17 protein-coding genes are annotated in these 23,769 nt (G+C 71.4%); 9 read left to right on the top strand and 8 right to left on the bottom strand.

Annotation, left to right across the window (positions count from 1 at the left end; all coding sequences use genetic code 11):
• Positions 1 to 24 precede the first annotated feature (24 nt).
• Positions 25 to 762, bottom strand: a complete 738-nt coding sequence (locus tag WMF28_RS20155) for a cobalamin B12-binding domain-containing protein (RefSeq protein ID WP_437603881.1) — start codon at positions 760 to 762, stop codon at positions 25 to 27.
• Positions 763 to 969: 207 nt separating this feature from the next.
• Between WMF28_RS20155 and pucL the strand changes: the two genes are divergently transcribed.
• The 4 genes from pucL (at position 970) to WMF28_RS20135 (ending at position 7,121) form a co-directional block, all read left to right on the top strand.
• The gene (pucL, locus tag WMF28_RS20150) at positions 970 to 1,815 is read left to right on the top strand and encodes a factor-independent urate hydroxylase (RefSeq protein WP_437603880.1); all 846 of its coding nucleotides are present in this window, start codon (positions 970 to 972) and stop codon (positions 1,813 to 1,815) included.
• Between the two features lie 390 nt (positions 1,816 to 2,205).
• Positions 2,206 to 3,909, top strand: coding sequence for a DUF1592 domain-containing protein (locus tag WMF28_RS20145; protein WP_437603879.1), 1,704 nt, complete (start codon positions 2,206 to 2,208; stop codon positions 3,907 to 3,909).
• Position 3,910: 1 nt separating this feature from the next.
• Positions 3,911 to 5,278: a DUF1552 domain-containing protein gene (locus WMF28_RS20140; RefSeq protein WP_437603878.1), complete on the top strand. Its 1,368-nt coding sequence runs from the start codon at positions 3,911 to 3,913 to the stop codon at positions 5,276 to 5,278.
• A 193-nt stretch (positions 5,279 to 5,471) separates the two neighbouring features.
• Positions 5,472 to 7,121, top strand: a complete 1,650-nt coding sequence (locus tag WMF28_RS20135; RefSeq protein WP_437603877.1) for an RICIN domain-containing protein — start codon at positions 5,472 to 5,474, stop codon at positions 7,119 to 7,121.
• A gap of 26 nt (positions 7,122 to 7,147) precedes the next feature.
• Here the strand turns inward: WMF28_RS20135 and WMF28_RS20130 are convergent, their stop codons facing one another.
• The 3 genes from WMF28_RS20130 to WMF28_RS20120 form a co-directional block, all read right to left on the bottom strand.
• Positions 7,148 to 7,729 carry a hypothetical protein gene (locus tag WMF28_RS20130; RefSeq protein ID WP_437603876.1) on the bottom strand — a complete coding sequence of 194 codons (582 nt, stop codon included), beginning with the start codon at positions 7,727 to 7,729 and terminating at the stop codon, positions 7,148 to 7,150.
• A 64-nt stretch (positions 7,730 to 7,793) separates the two neighbouring features.
• Positions 7,794 to 9,197, bottom strand: a complete 1,404-nt coding sequence (locus WMF28_RS20125; RefSeq protein WP_437603875.1) for a selenium-binding protein SBP56-related protein — start codon at positions 9,195 to 9,197, stop codon at positions 7,794 to 7,796.
• A gap of 282 nt (positions 9,198 to 9,479) precedes the next feature.
• A complete protein-coding gene (locus WMF28_RS20120) occupies positions 9,480 to 11,471 on the bottom strand; it encodes a hypothetical protein (protein WP_437603874.1) in 1,992 nt (663 codons plus the stop codon).
• A 505-nt stretch (positions 11,472 to 11,976) separates the two neighbouring features.
• Between WMF28_RS20120 and WMF28_RS20115 the strand changes: the two genes are divergently transcribed.
• Positions 11,977 to 15,402: a patatin-like phospholipase family protein gene (locus WMF28_RS20115; RefSeq protein WP_437603873.1), complete on the top strand. Its 3,426-nt coding sequence runs from the start codon at positions 11,977 to 11,979 to the stop codon at positions 15,400 to 15,402.
• 38 nt (positions 15,403 to 15,440) lie between these two features.
• On the opposite strand, the gene WMF28_RS20110 is transcribed toward WMF28_RS20115, so the two are convergent.
• Positions 15,441 to 17,840: a heavy metal translocating P-type ATPase gene (locus tag WMF28_RS20110; protein WP_437603872.1), complete on the bottom strand. Its 2,400-nt coding sequence runs from the start codon at positions 17,838 to 17,840 to the stop codon at positions 15,441 to 15,443.
• Between the two features lie 202 nt (positions 17,841 to 18,042).
• On the opposite strand from WMF28_RS20110, the gene WMF28_RS20105 reads away from it, so the two are divergent.
• Both WMF28_RS20105 and WMF28_RS20100 read left to right on the top strand, forming a co-directional pair.
• Positions 18,043 to 18,678 carry a cadmium resistance transporter gene (locus tag WMF28_RS20105; protein WP_437603871.1) on the top strand — a complete coding sequence of 212 codons (636 nt, stop codon included), beginning with the start codon at positions 18,043 to 18,045 and terminating at the stop codon, positions 18,676 to 18,678.
• 282 nt (positions 18,679 to 18,960) lie between these two features.
• A complete protein-coding gene (locus tag WMF28_RS20100) occupies positions 18,961 to 19,281 on the top strand; it encodes a hypothetical protein (RefSeq protein ID WP_437603870.1) in 321 nt (106 codons plus the stop codon).
• Positions 19,282 to 19,349: 68 nt separating this feature from the next.
• On the opposite strand, the gene WMF28_RS20095 is transcribed toward WMF28_RS20100, so the two are convergent.
• Positions 19,350 to 20,150: a DeoR/GlpR family DNA-binding transcription regulator gene (locus WMF28_RS20095; RefSeq protein WP_437603869.1), complete on the bottom strand. Its 801-nt coding sequence runs from the start codon at positions 20,148 to 20,150 to the stop codon at positions 19,350 to 19,352.
• A 196-nt stretch (positions 20,151 to 20,346) separates the two neighbouring features.
• Between WMF28_RS20095 and WMF28_RS20090 the strand changes: the two genes are divergently transcribed.
• Positions 20,347 to 21,576, top strand: a complete 1,230-nt coding sequence (locus tag WMF28_RS20090) for an MFS transporter (RefSeq protein WP_437603868.1) — start codon at positions 20,347 to 20,349, stop codon at positions 21,574 to 21,576.
• Positions 21,577 to 21,639: 63 nt separating this feature from the next.
• Here the strand turns inward: WMF28_RS20090 and WMF28_RS20085 are convergent, their stop codons facing one another.
• Positions 21,640 to 22,260 (bottom strand): class I SAM-dependent methyltransferase, encoded by a 621-nt coding sequence (locus tag WMF28_RS20085; protein WP_437603867.1) that lies wholly within the window; start codon positions 22,258 to 22,260, stop codon positions 21,640 to 21,642.
• Positions 22,261 to 22,546: 286 nt separating this feature from the next.
• Between WMF28_RS20085 and WMF28_RS20080 the strand changes: the two genes are divergently transcribed.
• Entirely contained in the window at positions 22,547 to 23,074 is a 528-nt protein-coding gene (locus tag WMF28_RS20080) for a hypothetical protein (protein ID WP_437603866.1), read from the top strand.
• Positions 23,075 to 23,149: 75 nt separating this feature from the next.
• Here the strand turns inward: WMF28_RS20080 and WMF28_RS20075 are convergent, their stop codons facing one another.
• Positions 23,150 to 23,308, bottom strand: a complete 159-nt coding sequence (locus WMF28_RS20075; RefSeq protein ID WP_437603865.1) for a hypothetical protein — start codon at positions 23,306 to 23,308, stop codon at positions 23,150 to 23,152.
• Between the last annotated feature and the right edge of the window lie 461 nt (positions 23,309 to 23,769).

Here is a 23,769-nt window from a genome sequence, read left to right as displayed (position 1 = left end):
CGCGGTACCATCGGAATCCGACCCTCACCGTGGCGCGGCGAGGAGCTGCTCCGCCACGCGGACGGACCCCTCCGCTGTCGGCGACGAGCCGTCGGCGCCGAGCTGCCTCCAGAGGTCGTGGTCCACGCCGAACGGCTGGCCGCCGACCAGAACGACGATGTCCGTGCACCGCTCGTCGGCGCGCGCGGCGGCGACGAGATCGCCGACGCGCGCGAGGTGCTCGTCGAGCGCGGCCGAGACCGCGAGGACGTCGGCCGCGCGGTGGACGGCCTCGTCGATCGCGTCCTGGGCCGGCGTGCTGGCCCCGAGATAGAAGGTGTCCCACCCCGCCATCTCGAAGAAGTCGGCGACGAAGCGCGCGCCAAGCTCGTGGAGGTTGCCGTCCACCGCGGTGGCCACGAGCCGGCGGCCGGCGCGATCGGCGTTGAAGACGAGCGGGTAGAGCTGGCTCAGGGTCATCTGGGTGACCGCCGTGCAGTAGTGCTCCTCGGCGATGCTGAGCTGACGGAGCTGCCAGAGCCGGCCGACCTCGTACTGGCACGGATGCAGGACGTGAGCATAGATGTCCTTGACCGGCGTGCTCGCCTCGATCGCCTCCCGGATGACCTCCATGGCCCGCCGCTGGTCCCCCTGGAGGAGCGCGTCGAGGTAGCCGCACGCGACGAGGCCGAGCGGGGCCTCGGGCCGGACGAAGCTGGGGGGCTCGACGTGCGCCGAGGTGAGCCGGTCGGCCGCCGCCCTGTTGCGCTCTGCGATCACCATATGTGCCTATCTTGTAGCGCGGGATCGCCGGCGCACGTCCCATATCGCACGAGCTCGCCCGGGGCGTTCGGGCGTACGGGCGCCGCCGGCAGGCCGGGCCTCGCGAGCGCCGGGCTGCCCGCCGGGCTTGAGCCGGCGTCCTGCTTCAAGGTACGGTCTCCCGCACCGCAACGAAGCGTCGTTGCCAGGCGCGGGAGCTGAAGAACGATGTCGATCTCCTTGGTGCGGAACAGCTACGGCAAATCGAGGGTGCGGCTCGTCAAGGTGCGCCGCGCGGACGGGCGGCACGAGCTCACCGACATCGACGTCGACATCGAGCTCGAGGGCGATTTCGACGACGCCTATACGCGGGGCGACAACAGCAAGGTGCTGCCCACGGACACGATGAAGAACACCGTGTACGCCCTCGCCAAGGGCCACCCGGTCGAGCCGATCGAGGACTTCGGCGTCGTGCTGGCCGAGCACTTCCTCGGAAAGGCCCATACCCGGCGGGCGAGGGTCTCGATCGCCGAGAACGTCTGGTCGCGCATCGACGCGGGCGGCGCGCCGCACCGGCACGCCTTCTTCCGCGCCGGGGCAGAGCGGCGGACCGCGGAGATCACGGCGGCTCCCGGCGCGGTCGAGATCGCGTCGGGCATCGCGGATCTGCTCGTCCTCAAGACCACCGGCTCGGCGTTCTCGGGCTTTCCGCGCGACAGGTACACAACGCTCAAGGAGACGGAGGACCGCATCCTGTCCACCCTCATCCTGGCGCGATGGCGCGCGGCGGCCCGCGACCAGGCCCCCACGGCGACGTGGGAGCGCGTCCGCCGCGCCCTGCTCGAGACGTTCGCCGAGCAACACAGCGTCTCGGTGCAGCACACGCTCCACGCGCTCGGCGAGGCGGTGTTCGCGGCCTGCCCTGCCGTCGACGAGCTGAGCCTCTCGCTGCCGAACAAGCACTGCCTGCTGGTCGATCTCTCGCCCTTCGGGCTCGGCAACGACAACGAGATCTTCGTCCCGGTCGACGAGCCGCACGGGCTCATTCACGCCACGATGAAGCGCGACGGATGAGCGGGGGCCTCCGGTCCAACGTGGCGCAGGCGGATTTCTGACGCGCTCGTGATCAAGACGCCCCAGCGCGGGCATTTAACGAGATGGTTGTCCGGCGTTCGGCGCCGGTGGCGCGGCGAGACACGATGGCTTCGGCGTGGCTATAATTTTCGCGATCTCTCACACGAGGCGATCGGCGATCTGCTGGCGTGACGCAGCCAGTCAATCGCGCCGCGTCAAGGCAGGAGTGACTCACTATTTCGTTAACGATGAAGTCCTCGATTTAATGGTTCCACGATAAGCGATGTCCGCCCCTGGGCGCTGGCCTCCGATGCGATCGTCGGTGGGAACAGCGCTTGACGCGTGACGGAGCTGCACCGTAGGTTGTGCACGACGGTAGGAGGTCACGGTATGGCTGACTTAGGATATCGTCGCTGGCGAGGTGGTCGCGTGACCCTCGCGACGCTCGCGCTGACGCTCGCGGCCGGGTGCGACGGGACGATCGGAGGGGCAGGCGCCGGGACGGACATCCCGGGGTCCGGACAAGGAGATCCGCAGGCGTGCGGGGGCACGGAGCGGCTCCTCGCGCCCCAGCGGCGCCTGACGCGATTCGAATACAACAACACGGTTCGAGATCTGCTCGGAACGTCGCTCACCCCTGCCAATCAGTTCCCGCCGGACGAGATCGCCGGCGGATTCAACAACAACGCGGCGGTGCTCACCGTGTCATCGCTGCACGCCGAGAAGTACCTCCTGGCGGCCGAGGCGCTCGCGGCCGAGGCCGTGGCGCGCGACCTGTCGACGCTGTTGCCGTGCGATCCGGCTGCCGTCGACGGTCAGGTCGAGGCGGAGGAGGCGTGCGCGCGGGAGTTCGTCGAGGACTTCGGCCGCCGCGCGTACCGCCGGCCGCTCGCGCCGCAGGACGTCGAGCGGCTGATGCGCGCGTACGCGGCGGGGCGGACGGGCGGGTCGCTGCGCGAGGGGATCGAGGTGGTCATCCGGGCCGCGCTGCAGTCGCCGAAGTTCCTGTTCCGCCTGGAGCTGCGCCACGAGCTCGACGGCGCCGCGCCGAAGGTGCGCCTCGATCCCTACGAGATGGCATCCCGTCTCTCCTACCTCGTCTGGGCGTCGGCCCCCGACGACGCGCTGCTCGAGGCCGCCGAGGCCGGCCTGCTCCAGACCCGCGAACAGCTCGCCGAGCGAGTCCGCGAGATGCTGGAGAGCCCGCGGGCGCGCCTGGCGATCGCGGAATTTTACAAGCAATGGCTGAATCTCGGGAAGCTCGAGACCCTCGTCAAGGAGGAGGGCGCCTTCCCCGGCTTCGACGACGAGCTCGTCGCGGGGATGAAGGCCGAGACGCCCGCGTTCATCGAGCACGTCCTGTGGTCGGGGGACCGCAAGCTGTCGAGCCTGCTGACGTTGCCTGTCGGCTTTGCCACCGAGTCGGTCGCCGCGCTGTACGGCGTGTCGGTCCCGCCTGGCTCGACAACGCCCCAGCGCGTCGATCTCCCGCCCGACCAGCGCGCCGGGGTGCTCACGCAGCCCGCGTTCCTGGCCGTCCATGCGCACCCGGATCAGACGTCTCCGGTCCTGCGCGGCAAGGCGATCCGGTCGAAGTTCATGTGTTCCGAGCCGAAGCCGCCCCCGAACGACGTCGACCTCACGCCGCCCACGGGCGAGCAAGGCGTCACGGCGCGCGAGCGGTTCAACCAGCACGCCTCCGGCGCGTGCGCCGGCTGCCATCAGCTGATGGATCCGATCGGCTTCGCGTTCGAGAACTTCGATTCCGTCGGCGCCTACCGCACCGAGGAGGGCGGGCAGGTCATCGACGTCTCCGGCGAGATCTTCCAGTCCGAGGACATGGATGGCCCGTTCGTCGGCGTCCGCGAGCTGGCGGAGAAGCTCGCCGGGAGCGACCAGGTCCGCGAGTGCCTCGCGACGCAGTGGTTCCGCTACACGGCGGGTCGCTTCGAGACGGTCGGCGACGAGTGCTCGCTCGGCCAGCTGCGCGCCGAGTTCCACGGCTCCGAGGGCGATCTCGTGGAGCTCATCGTGCAGACGACGCAGACCGACGCGTTCATGTTCCGCAGCGCGATCGCAGCAGAGGAGGAGTGACATGAGACAGCGAATGATCTCTCGACGGCGGATGCTCCAGGGCGCGCTGGCGGCGACCGCGACGATCCCGCTGCTCAACTCGGAGCTGGCCCGCGGGGACGAGACCACCGCGCCCAAGCGCTTCGTTGTGTTCTACACGCCGAACGGCACGCTCGAGTCGCAATGGATGCCCACGGGTCCCGGGGCCAACTACACGCTGAGCCCGCTGCTGCAGCCTCTCTCGCCGTTCAAGGCGAAGCTGATCCCGCTGCGCGGGATCAACATGAACGTCGTGGTGAACTCCAACATCGGCTCCGAGCACGCGCGGGGCATCGGCGGCCTGCTCACGGGGCGGGCGCTGCTCAAGGGCAATTTCCGGAGCTTCAACTCCAACAACGCCGGCTGGTCGTCGGGGATCTCGCTCGATCAGCACATCGCGAACAAGCTGAAGCCCTCGACGCTGTTTCGCACCCTGGAGCTCGGCGTCCAGGTCCGCGACGCCGAGGTGCGCGGCCGGCTCTGCTATAGCGGGCCCGACCAGCCGATCCCCCCTCGCGAGGATCCCTACGATACCTTCGAGCAGCTCTTCGGGGCGTCGGTGCAGGGGCAGGGCAGCTCCGATGCGCTGGATCGGCTCCGCGCGCAGCGTCGAACCGTGTTCGACCTCCTCCGCGAGGACATCGCGGAGGTGCGACCTCGCATCGGCAGGGAAGATCGCGTCAAGCTCGACGCGCACATGCAATCGATCCAGGACATCGAGGCGCGCCTGGCCGGCGGCGGTCCTTCGACCGGCACCGGCGGCCCGACCACGAGCTGCCAGCCCCCGGCGCTTGGCGAGCGGATCAACCTCTCGGACGACGCGAACATGCCCGCCATCGGCAAGCTCCAGATGGACATGGCGGCCGCGGCGCTCGCGTGCGACCTCACCCGGATCGTCACGCTCCAGTGGTCGTATGCCGAGAGCGAGCACCTCTACCCGTGGCTCGGGCTCAGTGGGAACCACCATGCCATCTCGCACCAGTGGGACACCCCGGGCAAAGCGCAGTACTCGAAGATCCACACGTGGTTCGCGGAGCAGCTCGCCTACCTGCTCGGCAAGCTCGACTCGTACGCGGAAGGGGATCGCACGCTCCTCGACAACACCGTCGTCCTGTGGGTCACCGAGATCAGCGAGTCGACGCAGCACGCGCTCACGAACATGCCGTTCCTGCTCGCCGGCAGCGCGGGCGGGGCCTTCCGCACCGGTCGCTTCGTCGACTACCTGGCGAACGGCGGCGCGGCCCGCCAGCACAACGACCTGCTGCTGACGATCGCGAACGCGATGGGGACCGACGACACGACCTTCGGCGACCCCGCGTTCAGCAGCGGGCCGCTCCCCGATCTCACGTAGTCGCGCCCGGCCCGGCGTACGCCCGGCGCTCGGCCGCGCCGGGCACAGCGGCCCGGACACGAAGAGCGGCGAGAGCACTTGGGTGCAGGCAGTTCGCACGGGAGCGAATTATTCCAGCGCTGCCATGGCGCGCGGGAAGGCCTTGACAAGCCCGGTTGAAGGCCTGGAGATGGTGCTCTTTCTGGAGGGCATCATGCGTCTGGATTCCTTGTCTCCGATGGTGTGCCTGCTGGTCGCGGGGTCCGGCCTCGCGTCCTGCGATGCCGGCCCGGCAGCGCGTCCTGGGAGCTCGCACTCCGGGGACGGCGGGTCCTCGGGGGTCGGCGCCTCGGGCGGCGGTGCGCCCGGCGGCGGCAGCTCCTCGGGGGTCAACGCCTCGGGCGGCGGTGCGCCCGGCGACGGCGGTGCGCCAGGCGACGGCGGCGCCGCCGGCGAGGGCGGGGGCCCGGCGCTGCCTCCGGCGGTGGGGCCTCTGGTCAACGGGATCCAGTGGGCCGACACCGCGGGCAAACCCATCCAGGCGCACGGGGGAGGGGTGATCAAGGTGGGTTCCTACTACTACTGGTTCGGCGAGAACCGGAACCCGGACGGGACGTTCTATGCTGTATCCGCTTATCGATCGGCCGATCTGCGGCGCTGGGAGTTCAGGAACCATGTGCTGACCATGGACTCGGACGAGGACCTCGACCCGGCCAACATCGAGCGCCCGAAGGTGGTCTACAACGCGTCCACGGGCCAGTACGTGATGTGGATGCACTGGGAGAACGGGATGCACTACGGCGAGGCCCGGGCCGCGGTCGCGAGCTCGAGCACCGTGGACGGCGACTACACGTATCACGGCAGCTTCCGGCCGATGGCGGGCACCGGGGTGACCGACCACGACAAGCCCGGGTACATGTCCCGGGACTGCGGGCTCTTCGTCGATGACGACGGCAAGGGCTATTTCATCTCCGCCTCGAACGAGAACTACGATCTCAACCTCTACGCGCTGACCCCCGACTACCTGTCCGTCGAGCGGCTGGCCGCCGTGCTCTTCCCCGGCGGACACCGCGAGGCGCCGGCGCTGTTCAAGCGAAAGGGGATCTATTTCCTGCTGACCTCCGGCGCCACGGGCTGGTCGCCCAACCAGGCCAAGTACGCGACCTCCCGCTCCCTCGACAGGGGCTGGTCGGCGATGACCAACGTCGGCGACGGCACGACCTACCACTCCCAGTCGACCTACGTGGTCCCGGTCCAGGGCAGCTCGGGGACGGCCTACCTGTACATGGGGGATCGCTGGGCGGGGGCCTGGAGCGGGCGGGTCAACGACTCGACCTATGTCTGGCAGCCGATCTCGTTCCCCTCGGACACGACAATGAGCATGAGCTGGAACAACACGCTCACGATCGACACGGCGGCGGGCAGCGTCACCGGGGCGACGAACAACTTCAAGCTCGTGAACAGCAAGAGCGGCAAGGTGATGGAGGTCGTGGGCGCGTCGTCCGAGGACGGGGCGGCGGTGGTCCAGAGCGCGGACGACGGAGGAGACAACCAGAAGTGGAGCTTCAACTACAACAGCTCCGGTCACTTCCGGCTGACAAACGTCAAGAGCGGAAAGGTGCTGGACGTCCCTGACGAGTCGAAGAGCGACGGGATCGCGCTCAAGCAATGGACGAACCATGACGGCGACAACCAGGCGTGGCTGTTCATCGATCTGGGCGGCGGCGATTTCCAGATCAGGAACAAGAACAGCGGCAAGATGATCGGGGTCGTCCAGGGCTCGACCGAGGACGCTGCCGCGATCGAGCAGCGGGGGAGCGGCGGCGGCGAGGAGCAGCGATGGCAGATCGTCGTGGCGAACTGACGGGCGGGTGAACGGCGGAGCGGCCCTCAGAGCAGGGCCGCGAGGATGCCGGCCCCGATGAGCGCGACAGCCCAGGCGCGGTCGAGGTTGAACCAGGCGGTGCGGAGGATCGCGACGCCGAGCTTGTGGTAGACAACGAGCGCGACCGCGGCGGCCGCCGCCATCATGGCGGCGGTGTGCACGAGGACGGCGGCGACGTAGCCTGCGGGGCTCGTCAGCGACAGGCCAGCTGCGTTGTGACACCCGCCGCCATGGCACGGAGCCGGGTTGTCGGCGCCGAGCAGGAAGACCGGGAGCAGCATGAGCCCGGCGCCGTGCGCGGTGGCCATCAGGAAGGACCACCAGGTCAGATCGCGGAAGCCCACGCGCATCCCGACCCACCTCGGGTGGCGCGGCCTCACGAGCTTGAGCACGCCGAACGCGACAAGCGCGGTCGCCGTGATCCAGCGGAGCGCCGCGGCGGGGACGCTCGCGAGCCCGAGCCCGAGCAGCGCGACCGTGAGGCCGATCGACGCGGCGTGGCCGATCGCGATCGGGACGAGCGCCCGCCGGACCGCGCGGCTGCTCTTCTCCTGCAGGCCGAGGGCGACCGCGAACAGCCAGCCCATGCCCGGGTTGATGCCGTGATAAGCGCCGAGGAGCGCCAGCGTGAGCCAGGGGGGTCATGGCGAGCTAGGGATAGCAGAACGAGTCCGAGGACGCGTCGCCCCCCTCGAGCCTCACCTGGTGAGGGCGCAAGGGGCCGAAATCGACGAAGAACTCGGGGTCGAGCGCGAGGCCGCCGCCGGCCGCCGCGTCGACCTTGGCCATCCAGCCGCCGACGCCTTCGGGATAGAACTGCTCGTCCCAGGACGCGTAGAGCGAGTTCGTGAAGTAGATGCGCCGCCCATCGCGGCTCACCTCGACCATCTGCGGCCCGCCGCGCAGCGGCCCGGAGCGGCGGTGCGCCGCCCTGCGGACGACGCCCCCGAGGTGCACCGAGCCGGTCAGCTTCGGGTGGAACGGGTCGGACACGTCGTACTGGCGGAGCTCGCCCGTGCCCCAGCAAGACACGTAGAGGAACCGGTCGTCGAGAGAGAGATTGATGTCGGTGATCAGGGGAGGGACCGCCTTGAAGCCCTTGAGCAGCGGGGGCAGGAGGTCGGGCTCGGCCGGCTCGGCCGGCACCTCGATCACCTTGCGGATCGCCCACCTCTCGCCGTCGCGATGCCAGAGCCAGACCGAGGCGGAGAGGTCCTTGACGCTCACGACGACGCCGACGAAGCCGTAGGCCTTTGTCGGGTCGTGGGCGGGGCGGAGCTCCAGCGCCATCTGGTGCTCGTCGCCGAGCTCCAGCGCCTGGAGGTGCTTGCGCTTGCGGAGGTCCCAGACGTGAACTCTGTTGCCATACTTCTTGCCGAGCAGGAGCTCCGGATTCACGCCGTCCTCGATCATCTTCGGCGTCCCCCACTCGCTCGTGAGGAGCGTATCGTGGCCGAGGTGCCACCAGAAGTCGTAGTGGAGGAACTGCGGCCCGCGGTCGATCTCCCAGCGGCCGAGCACATCGAAGCTCTCGCAGTCGAGCACGAAGATGCCGCCCGGCCCTTCGCCCTCGGGGTTGCCGAGCGCGCTCACGTAGATGCCGTCGGGGCCGCAGTGCAGCGTGTGCGGGCGCGAGTAGCCGGCTCGCTTGGCGATCTCCTCGGCCCGGACCGTGTGGACGAGCTCGGGGCGGCGCGGGTCCCGCTTGACGTCGAAGACGAAGATGTTCGACGAGCGGAGCGCCGGGAGCAGGAGAAAGCGCCGCTCCACGTGGGGGTGCGGCGCGTACGGGCACAGGGCGGCGCTGCACGCGTTCCAGCCCGAGTGGTGGAGCTCGTCGCCGTAGGTCGGCACCTCGTTGACCGAGACGAGGGTGCCATACGCCGGCGATCTCGGATCGAGGTCGACGACCGTGAGCGCGTCGTGGCGATGGTTGCCCGGGCGCTTCAGCGCGGCGCCCGCGTCGAACGCGGTCACGTAGGCCAGCCGCTCGGGCGGCGCTTCAATCGCCAGGCGCGGCGACGGGTAGAACGTGGGATCCGGACGAAATCGCATGCGCTGGATCTCCTTGATTTCGGGGGGGTCGCGTGTCCTTCCAGGCGCCGCCGCCGGTCCCGGCGAGGCGGGCGCGCGATGCTCGCGACATGGGACCATGAACGGCGATCCGTTGCCGAGCCGATGCGCTTCATCGCCCGGCGGCTCCGCGCGTCGAGCCGGACCAGGCCAGACCGTGGACGGACATCCGTTATATCAGACGTCGCGGACGCGGGCTACTCTGTCGGCGGGGTTCCGGAGGTCCCGGGACCCCTCGCCAGCGGCGAGGCGCCCCGGGGCGCGTTACGACCGCGCGCGGCCCCGGCGCGCGAGCGCGAGGCCCGCGAGCGCCGCGGCGAGCGCAGAGACGCCGCCGGTAGAGCCCGCCGGGCCAGAGGTGCTGCACCCCGCCCCGGCCGGCGCGATGTCGGCGCCCGTGTCCTCGTCGACGTCGCCCAGCAGCAGGGAGCCGTCGTCCAACGCCGGCATCGCGTCGGGCTCGTGCAGATCCCGAGCCCACACCGTCGAATCGAGCACCGCGTCCTCGGCGAACGAGGTGGACAGCTCATGGCGCTCGCCGAGGCCCTCCGCCGGCGTGGACGCCCCGATCCCCGGTGCGCCGAGCCGCGCGACGGCGACCTCCGGGCTAGAGACCTGGAACAGCGTGTTGCCGATCGCCACGTGCCAGCTCCCGTCGACCCAGCGAGCGTGCCCGAGGCTCGTGCTGATGTTCTCGGGCGCTCCCCCGGGCCGGCCGATATAGCGCTTGCCGTCGTTCAGGAACAGGACCTCGCCGGTGTCGCTGAGGCCGTCATGGCCGACCCGGAGCTTTGCTTGATCGAACTGGCTCGACGTCGGAAAGTCGCTGATCGGGTGCTGCTCGCCGTCGGGGGTCCGCAGCCATACCTGGTTGACCTTGCCGTCGCTCTTCAGGAAGGCGGCGTAGCCCGCGTGCGCCAGCAGCCCGGCCGAGGTGTTTGTGAGCGAGTCGCCCAGGAACACCTCCTCGCCATCTGCCGTGTACAGGTAGCTCGAGCTCGTCATCCCATCCCACCACCGGCCGACGACGTTCGTCCCGTCGGCGATCGGCCGCTGCAGGTTGCCCGCGTGATCCCCGAGGAGCGCATTGCCCGGCCCGACGATGGACGCTCCCTCGTAGGTGCCGAAGAAGATGTCGCCCGAGGCCGAAACGTCGGCCTGGAACGGCGATCGGCTCCCCGGGACGTGCCAGAGGGACCGGTTCGTGCCCGTCGACAGCGAGTGCGCGAAGGCCCGGTCGTCACCGTACGCCGTCCACACGACGGTGTCGCCGTTCACGGCGTCGAGGCGCGGCGCGTTGTTCACGCTCGAGATCTGGCGTCGAACGCCGTCGACCCAGGAGAGAATGTAGCCGGTCGGCGACTGGTGCACGGACCCCGACGGCGTGAGCGCCCCGTAGGTCGCGCTGAGCGGGCCAGCCCATTCCGGGATGGTCTCGATCCACGTCACCTGCTGCGTGTTCCGATCGGAGATCCCGAGCCGCCGGTAAGAATCCACGAAGAGAAACCGCGTGGCATCGAAATCGAGGATGCTGCCAGGAGCGCGCTGGACGACGGTGAGCCTCGGGCTCCGGTCGACGTGGATGGGGCCGATCGTCTTGGTGATTGTGGGCCCCACGCGGTCGCTGGCCTCGATCGTGAGCGTGTACGTTCTGCCCGAGGGGATCGCGCCGGAATAGCCGTACGCCCCCTCCTTGACGTAGAGCCGCCCCGGCACAGGCTGCGGGTAGGGCCAATCTCTCTCGGCGAAGAGCGTGTAGCCGCCTCCTTCGTCGCTGCGGAACGTCGCCGCGAGGCTCGTGCACTCGTACGGCGGCGTCGGGATGCATTTCGCATCGAAGCGCTTGTCCGCCGTGAGGGCCTCGTGCGGCAGCACGTTCCACGCGATGATCGGCGGCGCGTACTGGTGCACGGTGCCCTGGTCGCTCGCCGCCTCGCCGAACGTGCTGTATGCGTTGACCGTCACGACATAAGGGCCGTAGGGGAGGTCGCCACCGAGCTCGCCGAGATCGAACGCTCCCTCGAAGTAGCCGTCTCCCGTCGGCGCGAGCTCGATGGTGAGCCCCTCGAACTCCGCCTCGACGTAGTAGATGTCCTCTGGCGACGACGCGGCGACGCGCACCGGGACCGTGCCACCGTCGATGATCGTGTTGCTCGGCTGAAGGATGTTGACGGTGACCGCCGCATCAGCGGTCTGAGCTACAAGGGATAGAGCAAAAGCAATGGCTGTGCCAGTATGTCTTCGGTAAGTTCGCATAGTTCCTCCGTATTCTGATGCTTCGGTGCGCTCGCTGTTTCTAACATTCACCCGAACGGCGTCGGGAGAGTGCTCCCGCGGCGCGCGCGTGGGCGTGCCATGGAGCGCCCATGCGGCAGAGCGTCCGGGCTGAGCGCCTCCGACGCAAGCCGACCCCCGGGGAAATTCGACCTGACGGCTGCGGACGGCTCGCCCGGCCTCTTGCGCGCCGCGTTGCGCTGCAGGATGACGCAGGCGAGCGAGCCCTGATCCATGTCTGCCAGCGCGCCCCCCGCGCTCCTCGCGGCGAGGCCCTCGGTGACGATCCCGGCCCGGTCGGGGGGGACGTCGCGCGCGAGATCGCGTGGCCGTCGATTCGGCCTCGGGCGCGCACGTCCTGCTGAGGAGTCGGGGTGATCGTGATTCGTCTGCATTCGTGTGCCGGCCACCTTCCCGTCGATTCTGTCGCGGTTTCAACCGGTCCGGTGTTCTAGGTGAATGACCCCGGCTCGGATAGGATGGACTGATGAACTCGCGTAGCGAGCCGGACAGATCGTTCATCTTCCCTTCCAGCGAGCCGCTCCCGATCCACGACGAGCACGCCGGGATCGCGCTGGGCAGGAGCGGCCTGCGCGGCGTCTACATGGCCGGCGTCGTCCATGCGTTCGTCGTTTGCGGCTACTACCCGGGCACGGTCGTGGGCACGAGCGCTGGCTGCCTCGCCGGCACCGTGCTCGCGATCGCCGGCGAGGTGAGGTCGCAGGCGGAGCGGCTCGCGCTCGTCTCGGAGCACCTCGACGCGTGGATGAGGAACCCGGGCGAGCACATCCTCACCTGCCTCTCCGAGGGCCCGTTCGGCCGCCTCGCGGGCGATCTCGTGGACATCGACCTTCCGCTCGGGGAGGTCGTCGAGCGCCTCGGCGCGGCGCTCTCCGGCAAGCCGAGCGCCTGGGTGTCGCTCGTGTGCGCGCTGCCGCCCCACCTCCGATCCTGCGTCCTGCGCGCGGCGCTCGAGACCAGCGGCGACGCCGCCGAGGCGCTCTGGCGCGACGGCCAGCTGCTCGCGCTCCTGCGCGGTCAGATCGGCGCGGACCGCGTGACAGAGGATCTCTCGCTGCGCTTCGCCCAGAAGCTCCTCACGGCGTACGGCATGCGCCGCGCGCTCGTGGAAGGGAGCGTGGTGGACACCCACTTCGGCGAGGCCATCGCGCGGCATGCGCCGTCGGGCTGGAAGACCCGCTTCGACCAGCTCGAGAACACCGCGCTCCTCTTCCAGGTCGCGAACCTCTCCTCCCACCGGAGGCGCGACGGCACCCCGCGCCTCGAGCTCATCGGCAAGCGACCCGGCCGGCGCCGCGATTTCTCGGGAGCCAACCTCTTCGCCGCGCTGCGCGCGAGCTGCGCGTTCGCGCCGGTCTTCCCCGGCGTGCACATGAAGGAGCTCTTCGACGCGATGCCTCCCCACCTGCGCCCCGAGGACCTGCTCATGGACGCCGCGCAGGTGGAGCGGGATCCGCTCTCGCCCGCCGTCACCCACTGGGCCGGGCTGAAGCGCGCTCCGAAGCAGCCTTACCGGCTCTTCGCCGTGTACAGCGATCCGACGGGCGAGGTCTCCCCGCCCGAGGAGACCTCGTTCTTCATGCCCGCGCTCCACAACCTCCTGCTCCGGAGCCGGGTGGACCAGCAGTACATCTCGCGCGTGGTCGAGATGATCACCGACATGATCCAGACCCTCCAGGAGGCCGGCGCGACCGTCCCGCAGCGCGCCTCCGGCGGCGCGTACGTGCCGGTCCGGATCACCGAGATCGCCCCGCGAGCGGCGCTGCCGTTCATCCCGGTCAGCGTGCCCAGGGAACAGGACCTCGCGGAGGCCAGCGCGACGGGGTGCCGGAGCGCGCTCGAGGTGCTCCTCGCCCCGAAGATCGGGGAGCTCTGCAAGGACCGCCCGTCGGCCCCGTGCCGCGAGGTGCTCGACGCAGCGCGCGCAGCGCACCAGGGCGGCACGCGCGACGGCGCGCCGATCGCGGACTACTTCAAGCCGCTGAAGAAGGTCTGCGCCCACTGCCCGGGCCAGCTCTTTCCCCGCCCGCCGCGCGGCGACGCGCGCGGCGTCAACGACTTCGCCCCGTTTCATGAAGAGCAACGGCGAGTCGAGGGCGCGACGGCGCCGCCGGCGCCGCTCACCGTCATCGTGCCCGCGGGCGGCGTGTTCCTCGGCGCCTTCCAGGTCGGCGCGATCGCGGCGCTGAAGGGGTACGAGATCGAGCCCGATCTCTACGCCGGCGCCTCCGTGGGGACGATCTTCTCCTACCTGCTCCAGGCCTGCCTGAAGCGTCAGGACGGATCGAGTCAGCGCGATCGCAACACGCTGGCCGAGGTGATCCAGCTCCTCTACACCGTGCCTTCCTGGATCGACGCGGTGGGCGACCCGCCCGCGCCGCCGCCCGCGCGGCGCGCCGCCTCGTGGCTCGCCTCGATCGCCGGCCAGCTCGGCCTCCGGAACGGCGGCGGCCAGGCGCCGCGCGGGCGGGTCGACCGGATCCGCGAGACGATCGCCGAGCGGTGGCGCTCCGAGGCGGTGCGGCCGCTGCGCGAGCTCACGCCCCGCGAGATCGTCGATGTCTTCGCCTCCCCGAGGCTCACGTCGGCCGCGGCGTGGGCGCGCTGGGAGAAGCTGCGGCTCGGCGCCGAGGCGCTCCTCTTCGCCCCCGCGCCGGGCCCGGGGGCCGGCTCGCCCCGCGCGTTCCCCGGCGGTCCGTCGCGCGCGAGCGACTACGAGGCGCTCCGCGGGTTCTTCCTGAGCCTCGCCCGGCTCCGGCTGGACGAGGCGGTGGCGCCGCTCGACGCGATCGCCGCGAGCCTCGGCTGCTTCGAGCCGGATCACCCCGATCGCGGCGAGATCATCGGCTTCGAGAACCTCGAGCGCCACCTCCGCCGCATCGTGTTCGGCGACGGGGACCCCACGCTGCAGCTGCACTCGAGCAGCGAGCGCGTTCGCTACATCTTCAGCGTGACCAACCACACCCGCGGCGTCCCGGAGTCGTTCGGGTACGACGACGAGCTCGATCCGGAGCGGCCGTCGCCGAGGGCGGTGCAGGCGTGCCTCGCGGCCGCGTCGTTCCCGCTCGCGTTCCGCAGGCGGAGCCGCCGCGAGATCTTCGGCCGCGACAGCGTGGGCAGGGCGGACGACCTGTTCGCCGACGGGGGCATCTTCAACAACTTCCCGAGCGACACGGCGTTCTCGTACCTGAGGCGGCTCAGCGCGAAGCCCGAGACCCGGTGGATCGGCGCGGCCGAGCACCGGGTCCTCCTGCTCAGCCTGACGTCGCCCATGTTCCTGCGCGGCAAGGCCGCCGCCGCCCGCTGGCGCGACGAGGAGGGCCTGATCTTCGCGCTCCTGCGCTCCCACGCGATCGGCGAGGACGAGAAGGTGGAGAAGACCCTCATCGCGCAGCAGCACATCAACGCGCTGGCCGAGGCCGCGAACCCGATCCTGCGCAGCGCGGGGCGGCCGCAGGCCATCCTCGCGGACATGGATCTGATCTCGCCGACGTACACGATCTACGAGCACCCCTTCGCGTTCAAGTCGTACCTCGGCTTCGAGGAGCGCAAGCAGGGGGAGATGATCGCGTCGGGCTGCCGCCGCACCCGGATCGCGATGGAGTGGCGGAGCTACCAGGAGCAGCGGCCGGGGCGGCGCGACGAGCACCGGGACGGGTTCATGGAGATGATCCGGAAGGACGAGGAGGACGGGCGGCGCGAGGATCCCCGGCGGAAGAGGGGGCTCTGCGTGTTCCGGCAACAGGCGTCGACCGGGGAGCGGGAGCGACGGCGGTGCCCCTTCTTCGAGGACGCGCGGACGCGCGGGGTGTACGAGCGGTGCTGCGACACCGTCGGCGCGGAGCTCGCGCCGTCCGACTGGAAGCTGCACTGGCGGCTCCGCCAGCGGTAGCAGGCGAGAGGGCGCGCGGGCGCCGCGGGGCCTCCCGGCTAGCCGCGACCGAACGCGCGCAGCCTGAGGGAGTTGGCGAGCACCGACACGCTCGACAGCGACATCGCCGCGCTCGCGAGGACGGGGGAGAGGAGCCACCCGGTCAACGGGTACAGGAGGCCCGCCGCGATGGGGATGCCGAGCACGTTGTAGACGAACGCCCAGAAGAGGTTCTGGCGGATCGTGCGCAGCGTGGCGCGCGCGAGCCCGAGCGCCACCGGCAGGCCGGCGATCCCGCCGCGGAGCAGCGCCACGTCGGCGGACGCGACAGCGATGTCCGCGCCGCTGCCAAGGGCGATCCCGACGTCCGCGCCGGCGAGCGCGGGCGCGTCGTTGATGCCGTCGCCGACCATGGCCACCCGGCGGCCGGCGGCCCGCTGCTCGCGGACGATCCTCGCCTTGTCCTCCGGCCTCACCTCCGCGAACACGACGCGGATGCCGAGCTCCTCGGCGACGGCGCGCGCGGCGCCCGCGCGATCGCCGGTCACCATGGCCACGTCGACGCCGAGCTGCCTCATGGCCGCGACGGCGCGCCGCGCCTCCTCGGTCGGCCGGTCGGCGACCGCCACGAGCCCCGCGAGCCCCTCGTCGATGGCCACGAACGACGGTGTGCGGCCCTGCGCGGCGAGGCGCTCGGCCTCGGCCTCCAGCGCGTCCGTGTCGATGCCCGCCCGGCGCAGCCACGCCGCGGTGCCGACCCGCACGAGGCGGCCCGAGACGCGCGCCTCGATGCCGTGGCCGATCTCCGCGCGGAACGCCGAGGCCCGCGGGAGGCCGACGCCGCGGCCGCGCGCGCCCTCGACGATCGCCCGCGCCACCGGGTGCTCGCTCTCGTGCTCCGCGGCCGCCACGAGGCCGAGGAGCTCCGCCTCGCCGAGGCCCGCGTGGGCGACGACGTCCGTGAGCTCGGGTCGCCCCGAGGTGAGCGTCCCGGTCTTGTCGAGCAGCACCGTATCGACGCGGCTCGCCGCCTCGAGCGCCGCGCCGCCCTTGACGAGGACGCCGAGCTCCGCGCCGCGCCCCGTCCCGACGGCCACGGCCGCCGGCGTGGCCAGGCCGAGCGCGCACGGGCAGGCGATCACGAGCACCGCGACGAACCGCTCGATCGCCGTGGCGAGGCCCGCGGCGGTCGGGTCGACCGCGAGCCACACGACGAAGGTGAGCGACGCGACGGAGACGACGATGGGGACGAAGATGCCGCTCACCACGTCGGCGAGGCGGGCGATCGGCGCGCGCGACCCCTGCGCCTGCTCGACGGCCTCGACGATGCGCGCGAGCGCGGTGTCCGCGCCGGTCTTCGTGACGCGGAAGGTGAGGGCGCCGCTCTGGTTGAGCGTCCCGCCGAGCACGGCGGAGCCCGTCGTCTTGTCGACGGGCATGCTCTCGCCGGTGAGCATCGACTCGTCGACCGCCGACGCGCCGCGGACCACCTCTCCGTCGGTCGCGATGCGCTCGCCCGGCCGCGTCAGCACGAGGTCGCCGGGCGCGAGCGCTGCGGCGGGCACCTCGTCTTCGATGTCGCCGCGGATGCGCCGCGCGGTCTTCGGCTGCAGCGCCACGAGCCCGCGCACGGCGTCGGCGAGCCGCTTCCGCGCGCGCGTCTCGAGGAGCTTGCCGATCAGCACGAAGGTGACGATCGCGGCCGCGGCCTCGAAGTAGACGGGCGGCAGGTGGCCGTGCTCGGCGTGCGGGAAGAGGCCGGGCGCCACGACGGCGGTGGTCGAGTAGAGCCAGGCGGCGCCGGTGCCGAGGCTCACGAGGGTGTTCATGTCCGCGGCGCGGTGCCGGAGCGCGCTCGCGGCCAGGCGGAAGAACCGGCGTCCCGGCCCGATGACCACGACCGTCGCGAGGGCGAGCGAGAGCCAGCGCCCGAAGCTGCCTTCGAGCGCCGGGATGGCGCCGTGGGACATGGCCACGACGAGCAGGGGGGCCGTGAACACGGCGGCGATCGCGACGTCGCGCCGGAGCGCCCGCTGCTCCTTCTGCTCGGCCGCGTCCATGGCGGCGGCGCGCTCGGACGCGGCCGGATGAGGGCGCGGCGGCGGGGCGACCGCGGAGCGCACGGTCGCGTCGGGGGCCGCACGGGGGCCGTCGACGGCGGGGGCCTCGGGCACCTCGGGCACCTCGTAGCCTGCCTCCACGATGGCGCGGGCGAGCGCGGCCGGCGTGGTCGCCTGCGCGTCGTAGGCGACCGTCGCTCGCTGGGTCACGAGGTTGACGGTCGCCTCCTGGACGCCGGGCGTCGCGCGCAGCGCCTTCTCCACACGGCGCACGCACGCCGCGCAGGTCATGCCCTGCACCGAGAGGTCCGTCCGGGCGCTCTGCGTGGCGGACGCGGCCGTCGCAGCCGGCGCGGCCGTCGCCCTGGTCGGCTCCACGGGCTGGGGAATCGTCGCCATGGCCTCTCCATTACACGAGCGCGCGGCTCGTCGCCCGTCGCCCTGCACAGGCGCGGTCCGCTCCGGTGGCCACGAGGGTCTACCCCGGAGCGACCGACGGCGCTCCCGCAGGCGCAGGCCGACGCGGCGCCGACCCTGACCGCGGTCGCGCCCACGTCGAGCGGTCGCGGGCAGCGGGAGGTGCTACGTCCGCGGGCGCGTCATGGAGCAGATCCTTCCGGCTCTCGGGGTGAGCGTGGTCGTTTTTATCTCCACGAACATCGATGACCTCCTCCTGATCTCGGCCTTCTTCGCGGATCCTGGCTTCACCCCGCGCCAGGTCGTCGCCGGTCAGCTCCTCGGCATGGGGGCGCTCGTGATGGCCAGCGTCGCGTGCGCGCTGCTCGCCGTCCGCGTGCCGGACGGGTGGATCGGCTTGCTCGGCCTGGTGCCCCTCGCGCTCGGCGTGCGGGGCCTCTGGGCGCTCCGGCGCGGCACCGGCCCCGCGAAAGCGGACGACGCCGGGGACGACGACGCCGAGGAGCCGCGCGGCGGCGCGGCGCGCTTCAAGGCGCTCGCCGTGGCGAGCGTGACCGTCGCGAACGGCGGCGACAACCTCGGCGTCTACATCCCGCTGTTCTCCAGCACCCCCGGGCACGTCCCGCTCCACGCGGCCGTGTTCGCGGTCCTGACCGGCGCCTTCTGCGCGCTCGGCCACCACCTCGTCCACCACCCGATCCTGGGCAGCCGCATCCGGCGCCACGGTCGCGCGGCGCTGCCGTTCGTCTTGATCGGCGTGGGGCTCTGGATCCTGTCCGACGCCATCGCGCTCGCCCGTCCAGCGAGCGCGGGGCGGTGACCGGCCGACTGGCGCGGGCGCTCGCTGCCTTCTCCAGCCAGCACGTGCCGCCTGCTGCAGCCAGCGACCCGGGCGCAGGAGGGGCTCGGTCGCCGGGCGCGGCGACCGGCGGACGCGGCTGCGGCTGCGGATCGGGATTGCTACCATTTGCTGACAGCCAACAAGAGTCGCTCACAAGCCGGTGTGAGGCGCACACATGTGCGCCTGAACTGGAGGACGGCGGATGCTTCGCTCACGGAACTACGCTGCCGGGTTGAGCTGCTTCTGCTTGCTCGCGGTCGGGTGCGGTGCTCCTCCGGACCGGGCAGGGCAGGCACCTGGCCGAGCGCTTGCGCCGACAACTCGCTGATCGACGACTGCGGCGTGGCCCTGAGCGTGAAGACCTTCGAGCGGATCTGCGGGCAGTCGCCCACGTGCAGGCTCACCCTCCTCGGCCGCTGGGATGCGGTCTGCACCCGGGACCGCGCGGGCGCGCCGACCTGCCGCGCCTCCGGGAGCGGCGTTTACCCGGAGTCGATCGCGTCGAGCCTGGAGCCCCTCGTCGCGCTCTCCTCGGGGGGCCTGACGTGCGATGTCCTGGGGCTGCTCCCTGGGTTGCTGTAGGGCGATGGCAGGGGGTCGGGCTTTCCCGGAAAGCGCTCACGTGACGAGTTGCACCTCTGCGAGAGTGGCTAAGCCGGATCCGCCTCGAGCGCCTGTGTGATCGTGACTCCCGCTTCCCGGTAGGGCGCGAGCGCCTCCTTCGACACTCCGGGCTCGGTGAAGAGCCACGTGAGCTCGTCCAGCGGGGCGACGACGTAAGGCGACACCGTGCCTAGCTTGTCCGCGGTGGCCAGCGCGATCACCTCGGCCGAGGCCTCGACCATCGCCCGCTTCACGTACGACTCGTCCAGGTCCACCGTGGTGATGCCGAACGTCGGATCCAGCGTGCACACGCCGAGATAGCAGAGGTCCGCCCGGATCTGGCGCACGCCCGCGATGGTCACCGCGTCGGCCGCGGCCAGCGGATCCTTGCGCATGCGCCCGCCGAGCAGCACCACCTCCACGCGCGGGTGCTCGGACAGCGCGATCGCGACAGGGGGGCTGTTGGTCACGATCGTCGCCTCGAGATCGCGCGGGAGGTGGCGCGCGACAGCCACGTTGGTGGTGCCGCTGTCGATGAACACGACCTGACCCTTCTTGATCAACGTGGCCGCCGCCCGCGCGAGCTCTTCCTTCACGCGGGGCTGCTGCCGCTCGCGCGCAGGGAAGCTCGGGCTCACCCGGGCGAGCGGCAGGCCGCCGCCGTGCACCCGCTGCAGCAGCCCCTCGTTCGCCATCTCGCGCAGATCGCGCCGGACCGTGTCCTCCGAGACGCCGAAGGCGCGGCTCAGCTCGGCCGCCACAACCTTTCCGTCGCGTTCCAGTGTCGCAAGAATATGCCGCCGCCGCTCGGCGACCATGAGGCCGGAGGTGTCTGCGCTATTTTGCACGTTTGTTCCTGTTTATGCAGGTAATTACTTGATTCGGCCGCGTGCGACTGCATGATTCTTCCTTGATGTTCACGATAATGCACGAAGATTCGGGGAGGCTCCCTGCCTTTCCTGCCTTCCATACCGTCCGCTGGACGGTTCTCCCCGGTCCGCCCGGCACCGGCGCCTCGTCCGGCCCGGCGCGGGGGGTGCCGTGATGCGCGCGCCTCCGGCGCCCGTCGACGACGTCGCGCGCGCCCGGCGTGCCGTCTCGGTCATGTTCGTGGCGAACGGCATCGCCTTCGCGTCGTGGGCTGCGCGCGTCCCCGCGGTCCGCGAGCGGCTCGGGCTGAGCGACGGCGCGCTCGGCCTCGCCCTGCTGGGCATCGCCTGCGGCGCGATCCTCGCCTTCCGCGCTGCCGGGCCGCTCATCGCCCGCTTCGGGAGCCGGGGCGTCACCCGCGTCTCGGCCGTGCTCCTCTGCGCGGCGCTGCCCGTGCCCGCGCTCGCGCCCTCCTTCGCCGCGCTCGTCGCCGCGCTCCTGCTGCTCGGCGTGAGCAACGGCCTCATGGACGTCGCCATGAACGCGCAGGCCGTCGAGGTCGAGCGGCGCCACGGCCGGCCGATCCTCGCCTCGTTCCACGGCATGTTCAGCCTCGGCGGCCTGATCGGCGCGGCCCTCGGCGCGCTCGCGGCCGACCGGGCGCTGTCGCCCGCGGCGCACCTCCTCGCCGTCGCCGCCGTCCTCGCCGCGGCGGTCACCGCCGAGGGCGGTGCGCTCTCGGCCGATGCGCGCCCCGAGGCCCCGGCCGCGGCGGCCGCGGGCGCCTCCGGGGAGGGCCGCTCGACCCGGCTCGTCCTGCTCGGCCTCATCGCGTTCTGCTCCTCCATCGGCGAGGGCGCGATGGCCAACTGGTCGGCCGTCTACCTCCGCGACGAGCTCCACACCACCGCGGCCGTGGCGGCGACCGGCTACGCCGTGTTCTCGCTGGCGATGCTCCTCGGGCGGTTCTCCGGGGACGGGCTGACGCAGCGCTTCGGCGCCGAGCGGCTCGTGCGCGCGGCCGGGCTCCTTGTCGCGGGCGGGCTCGGCGCGGCGCTGATCGCCAACGTGCCCGCCGCCATGTTGCTGGGCTTCGCGTGCGTGGGCGCCGGCCTGTCCATCGTTGTGCCGCTTGTCTTCCGCGCGGGGGCGAGCGCCCCAGGCGTCGCACCTGGAAGGGCGCTGGCGACGCTCGCCACCATGTCCTACGGCGGCTTCCTCGTCGGGCCGCCGGTCATCGGCCTCATCGCCGACCACCTCACCCTGCGCGGCGGGCTCGTCCTGGTCGTGGCGCTGGTCCTCGTGATCGTCGTCCTGGCCCCGGCGGTGGCTCGCGGATCCGCCGCCGGCGCGCCTGCCGCGCGCCCGCCCGCGGCGCGCCCGCACGCGATCAGGGCGCACTGACCGCCGGCGCCGTTGCCGTGGAGCCGGCGTGCCGGGCCGCGGCTCGACGATACCGCCGCTCTCTCAGCGCTTGCGCCACACCGACGCCAGCCACGGCTGCTGCTCGCGCGGCCGGCCTGCCGGACGGTAGTAGTGCTCGATCTCCTCGAACCCGGCGGCGGTCACGTGCTCGCGCCACCGCTCGAGCGACCAGTAGGAGCCGTACCGATCGCCGGACCACCCCTCTCGATCGTCGCCGCGCGGGTTCGAGCTGAAGAGGACGCCGCGCGGGCGCAGCGCCGCGTGGAGCTCGCGGAGCACGCGCGGCAGCTCGCGGCCCGGCACGTGGAACAGCGACGCGTTGGCGAAGACCCCATCGAAGCGCTCGGCCCCGAGATCGAGGTGCAGGAAGTCCTGGTGGAGCACCTCGCACCCGGCGTGCCGCCGCGCCATCTCGACGAACTGCGCCGACCCGTCGAGCCCGATCGGGAGGTGCCCCGCCGCGCGGAAGGCCGCGAGATCGCGCCCGGGGCCGCAGCCGAGATCGAGGATCGTGAACGGGCCCGCCCCCTCCAGCGCCGCGATCAGCGCGGCGCGGTTCTGCGAGACGTCGTGGTCGCGCGTGCCCTCCCAGAACGACAGGGCGTGATCCTCGTAGTGAGCCAGGGTCCTCGCGGTGAGCCGGGAGCTGTCGTCGTCGCGCATGGCGGCAGTGTGGGCCGGAAACGCCCGGCCGAAAAGGACCCGGAGGCGCTCGCGGCGCGGCGCGGTGGGGCCACCGCCCGGCCCGCCTGCGCGCGCTCCCTCACGCGGCGTCGAGCGAGGTAGGGCGGGAAGTGCTGCGCCTGGACCTCCGCCGGGATCTGCGTGAAGTCGCGGGGCGGGTCGATGCATGGATGACTTGTCGATGTGCCCGGGATCGCGCCTCGCGACGCTCACGGCCTCCTCCGGGGGCACGCGCGCCGCCGAGCCGTGCTAGAAGGCGGCGCACATGAGCAGGCTCTCCGAGCGCGCGTTTGCCGAGATGGTCGAGGCGGGGTGTCCCTCGTGCGGGGGACGACAGCTCAACCTGCGCTCCTACGTGGACGGGCTCGTGCCGCTCATGGAGAGCGAGCCCGTCGGCCCGGTCAAGTGGGTCTACAAGGGCGAGATGTTCGTCGACGGGCTGTACGAGATCGCGTGCGGCGCGTGCCGGCACCTCCTGTTCAAGGACGATCGCTGCCCGCGGTGCCACGACGAAGGCGGCCTCGCGCGCGGGCTCGCGACGACCAACGCGTACGCGGCGCCGGAGCGGTGCCCGCGGTGCGAGCACATCGAGGTGCGCTTCATCGCGTTCGTGCCAGCGCGCGTGAAGTACGAAGGAAAGCGCGCGAACAAGGCGCAGACGAGCGTCGAGCTGCACGACCCCGGGTTCCACGGCTACCGCGTCGACTGCAAGGATTGCGGCAAGATCGCCGAACGCGCGGACGCGTGCCCGATCTGCGAGAGCCCGGCGCCGATCCGGGCGCGCTTCAGCTGACCGAGCGGCCATGAGAGGCCGCCGCCGGCGTAGGCCGCCGAGGCCCGGCGATAGAGCGGGCGGGCCGAGCGCCCGTCAGTTCTTGACGAGCCCGTTGAAGAGGCCGATGCACATCTCGTCGAGCGAGCTCTCGCCGAGGACGATATCCCTCGGAGCGGTGAGGTGCTCCTCTTGGAGCGCCCTCCTCACGAAGGGATTGTCCATCGTGTTGTCGTAGAGGCAACGCGCGCTCATGATATCGCCGGTCTTCAGGACAGGGAGCTCCTCGATCGGCGCAGATCCGGCTCGAGACCTGCTTCACGTCGGCGTAGTCGGTCAGGCCAAAGGGCGCGATCTCGCCGGGCGAGTGGCAGCCCTGACAGCGCTTCTGCAGGATGGGCGCCACGTCCTTGTGGAACGTCGGTCCCGCCTCGGGGGCCTCGACCCGAGGATTCGTGCCCTCCGGCTCGCTGGTGCAGCCCATGACGGGGGAAAGCGAGGCGAGAACGATAATCCAAGGCCTATTGATCATGGTCATTATCTCCTCTTCTTCCACGCGTCATGATTTCTCTCGGGTTCGCCGTCAACAAGGAATGCCTTGATCGCGCCGTACGGTCCTGCCTGGGCACTCCCGTGCGGCCGAGGCCGGGGCGCTGGCCGCGCCTGACCGAGGCCCGGTGTGCGCAATGCGCTCCTTCACCACCTGGAGCGCAGGC

The sequence above is a fragment of the Sorangium sp. So ce590 genome (assembly GCF_051521365.1).
GTDB lineage: Bacteria > Myxococcota_A > Polyangia > Polyangiales > Polyangiaceae > Sorangium.
This window is presented reverse-complemented; position numbering and strand designations above follow the sequence as displayed.

Excerpts from the sequence above, each read along its gene's own strand:
- WMF28_RS20115 (WP_437603873.1), top strand. The coding sequence starts at position 11,977 with ATGAACTCGCGTAGCGAGCCGGACAGATCGTTCATCTTCCCTTCCAGC.
- WMF28_RS20085 (WP_437603867.1), bottom strand. The coding sequence starts at position 22,260 with ATGCGCGACGACGACAGCTCCCGGCTCACCGCGAGGACCCTGGCTCAC.
- WMF28_RS20130 (WP_437603876.1), bottom strand. The coding sequence starts at position 7,729 with ATGGGCTGGCTGTTCGCGGTCGCCCTCGGCCTGCAGGAGAAGAGCAGC.
- WMF28_RS20080 (WP_437603866.1), top strand. The coding sequence starts at position 22,547 with ATGAGCAGGCTCTCCGAGCGCGCGTTTGCCGAGATGGTCGAGGCGGGG.
- WMF28_RS20120 (WP_437603874.1), bottom strand. The coding sequence starts at position 11,471 with ATGCGAACTTACCGAAGACATACTGGCACAGCCATTGCTTTTGCTCTA.
- WMF28_RS20105 (WP_437603871.1), top strand. The coding sequence starts at position 18,043 with ATGGAGCAGATCCTTCCGGCTCTCGGGGTGAGCGTGGTCGTTTTTATC.
- WMF28_RS20135 (WP_437603877.1), top strand. The coding sequence starts at position 5,472 with ATGCGTCTGGATTCCTTGTCTCCGATGGTGTGCCTGCTGGTCGCGGGG.
- WMF28_RS20155 (WP_437603881.1), bottom strand. The coding sequence starts at position 762 with ATGGTGATCGCAGAGCGCAACAGGGCGGCGGCCGACCGGCTCACCTCG.
- pucL (WP_437603880.1), top strand. The coding sequence starts at position 970 with ATGTCGATCTCCTTGGTGCGGAACAGCTACGGCAAATCGAGGGTGCGG.
- WMF28_RS20145 (WP_437603879.1), top strand. The coding sequence starts at position 2,206 with ATGGCTGACTTAGGATATCGTCGCTGGCGAGGTGGTCGCGTGACCCTC.
- WMF28_RS20125 (WP_437603875.1), bottom strand. The coding sequence starts at position 9,197 with ATGCGATTTCGTCCGGATCCCACGTTCTACCCGTCGCCGCGCCTGGCG.
- WMF28_RS20090 (WP_437603868.1), top strand. The coding sequence starts at position 20,347 with ATGCGCGCGCCTCCGGCGCCCGTCGACGACGTCGCGCGCGCCCGGCGT.
- WMF28_RS20110 (WP_437603872.1), bottom strand. The coding sequence starts at position 17,840 with ATGGCGACGATTCCCCAGCCCGTGGAGCCGACCAGGGCGACGGCCGCG.
- WMF28_RS20075 (WP_437603865.1), bottom strand. The coding sequence starts at position 23,308 with ATGAGCGCGCGTTGCCTCTACGACAACACGATGGACAATCCCTTCGTG.
- WMF28_RS20140 (WP_437603878.1), top strand. The coding sequence starts at position 3,911 with ATGAGACAGCGAATGATCTCTCGACGGCGGATGCTCCAGGGCGCGCTG.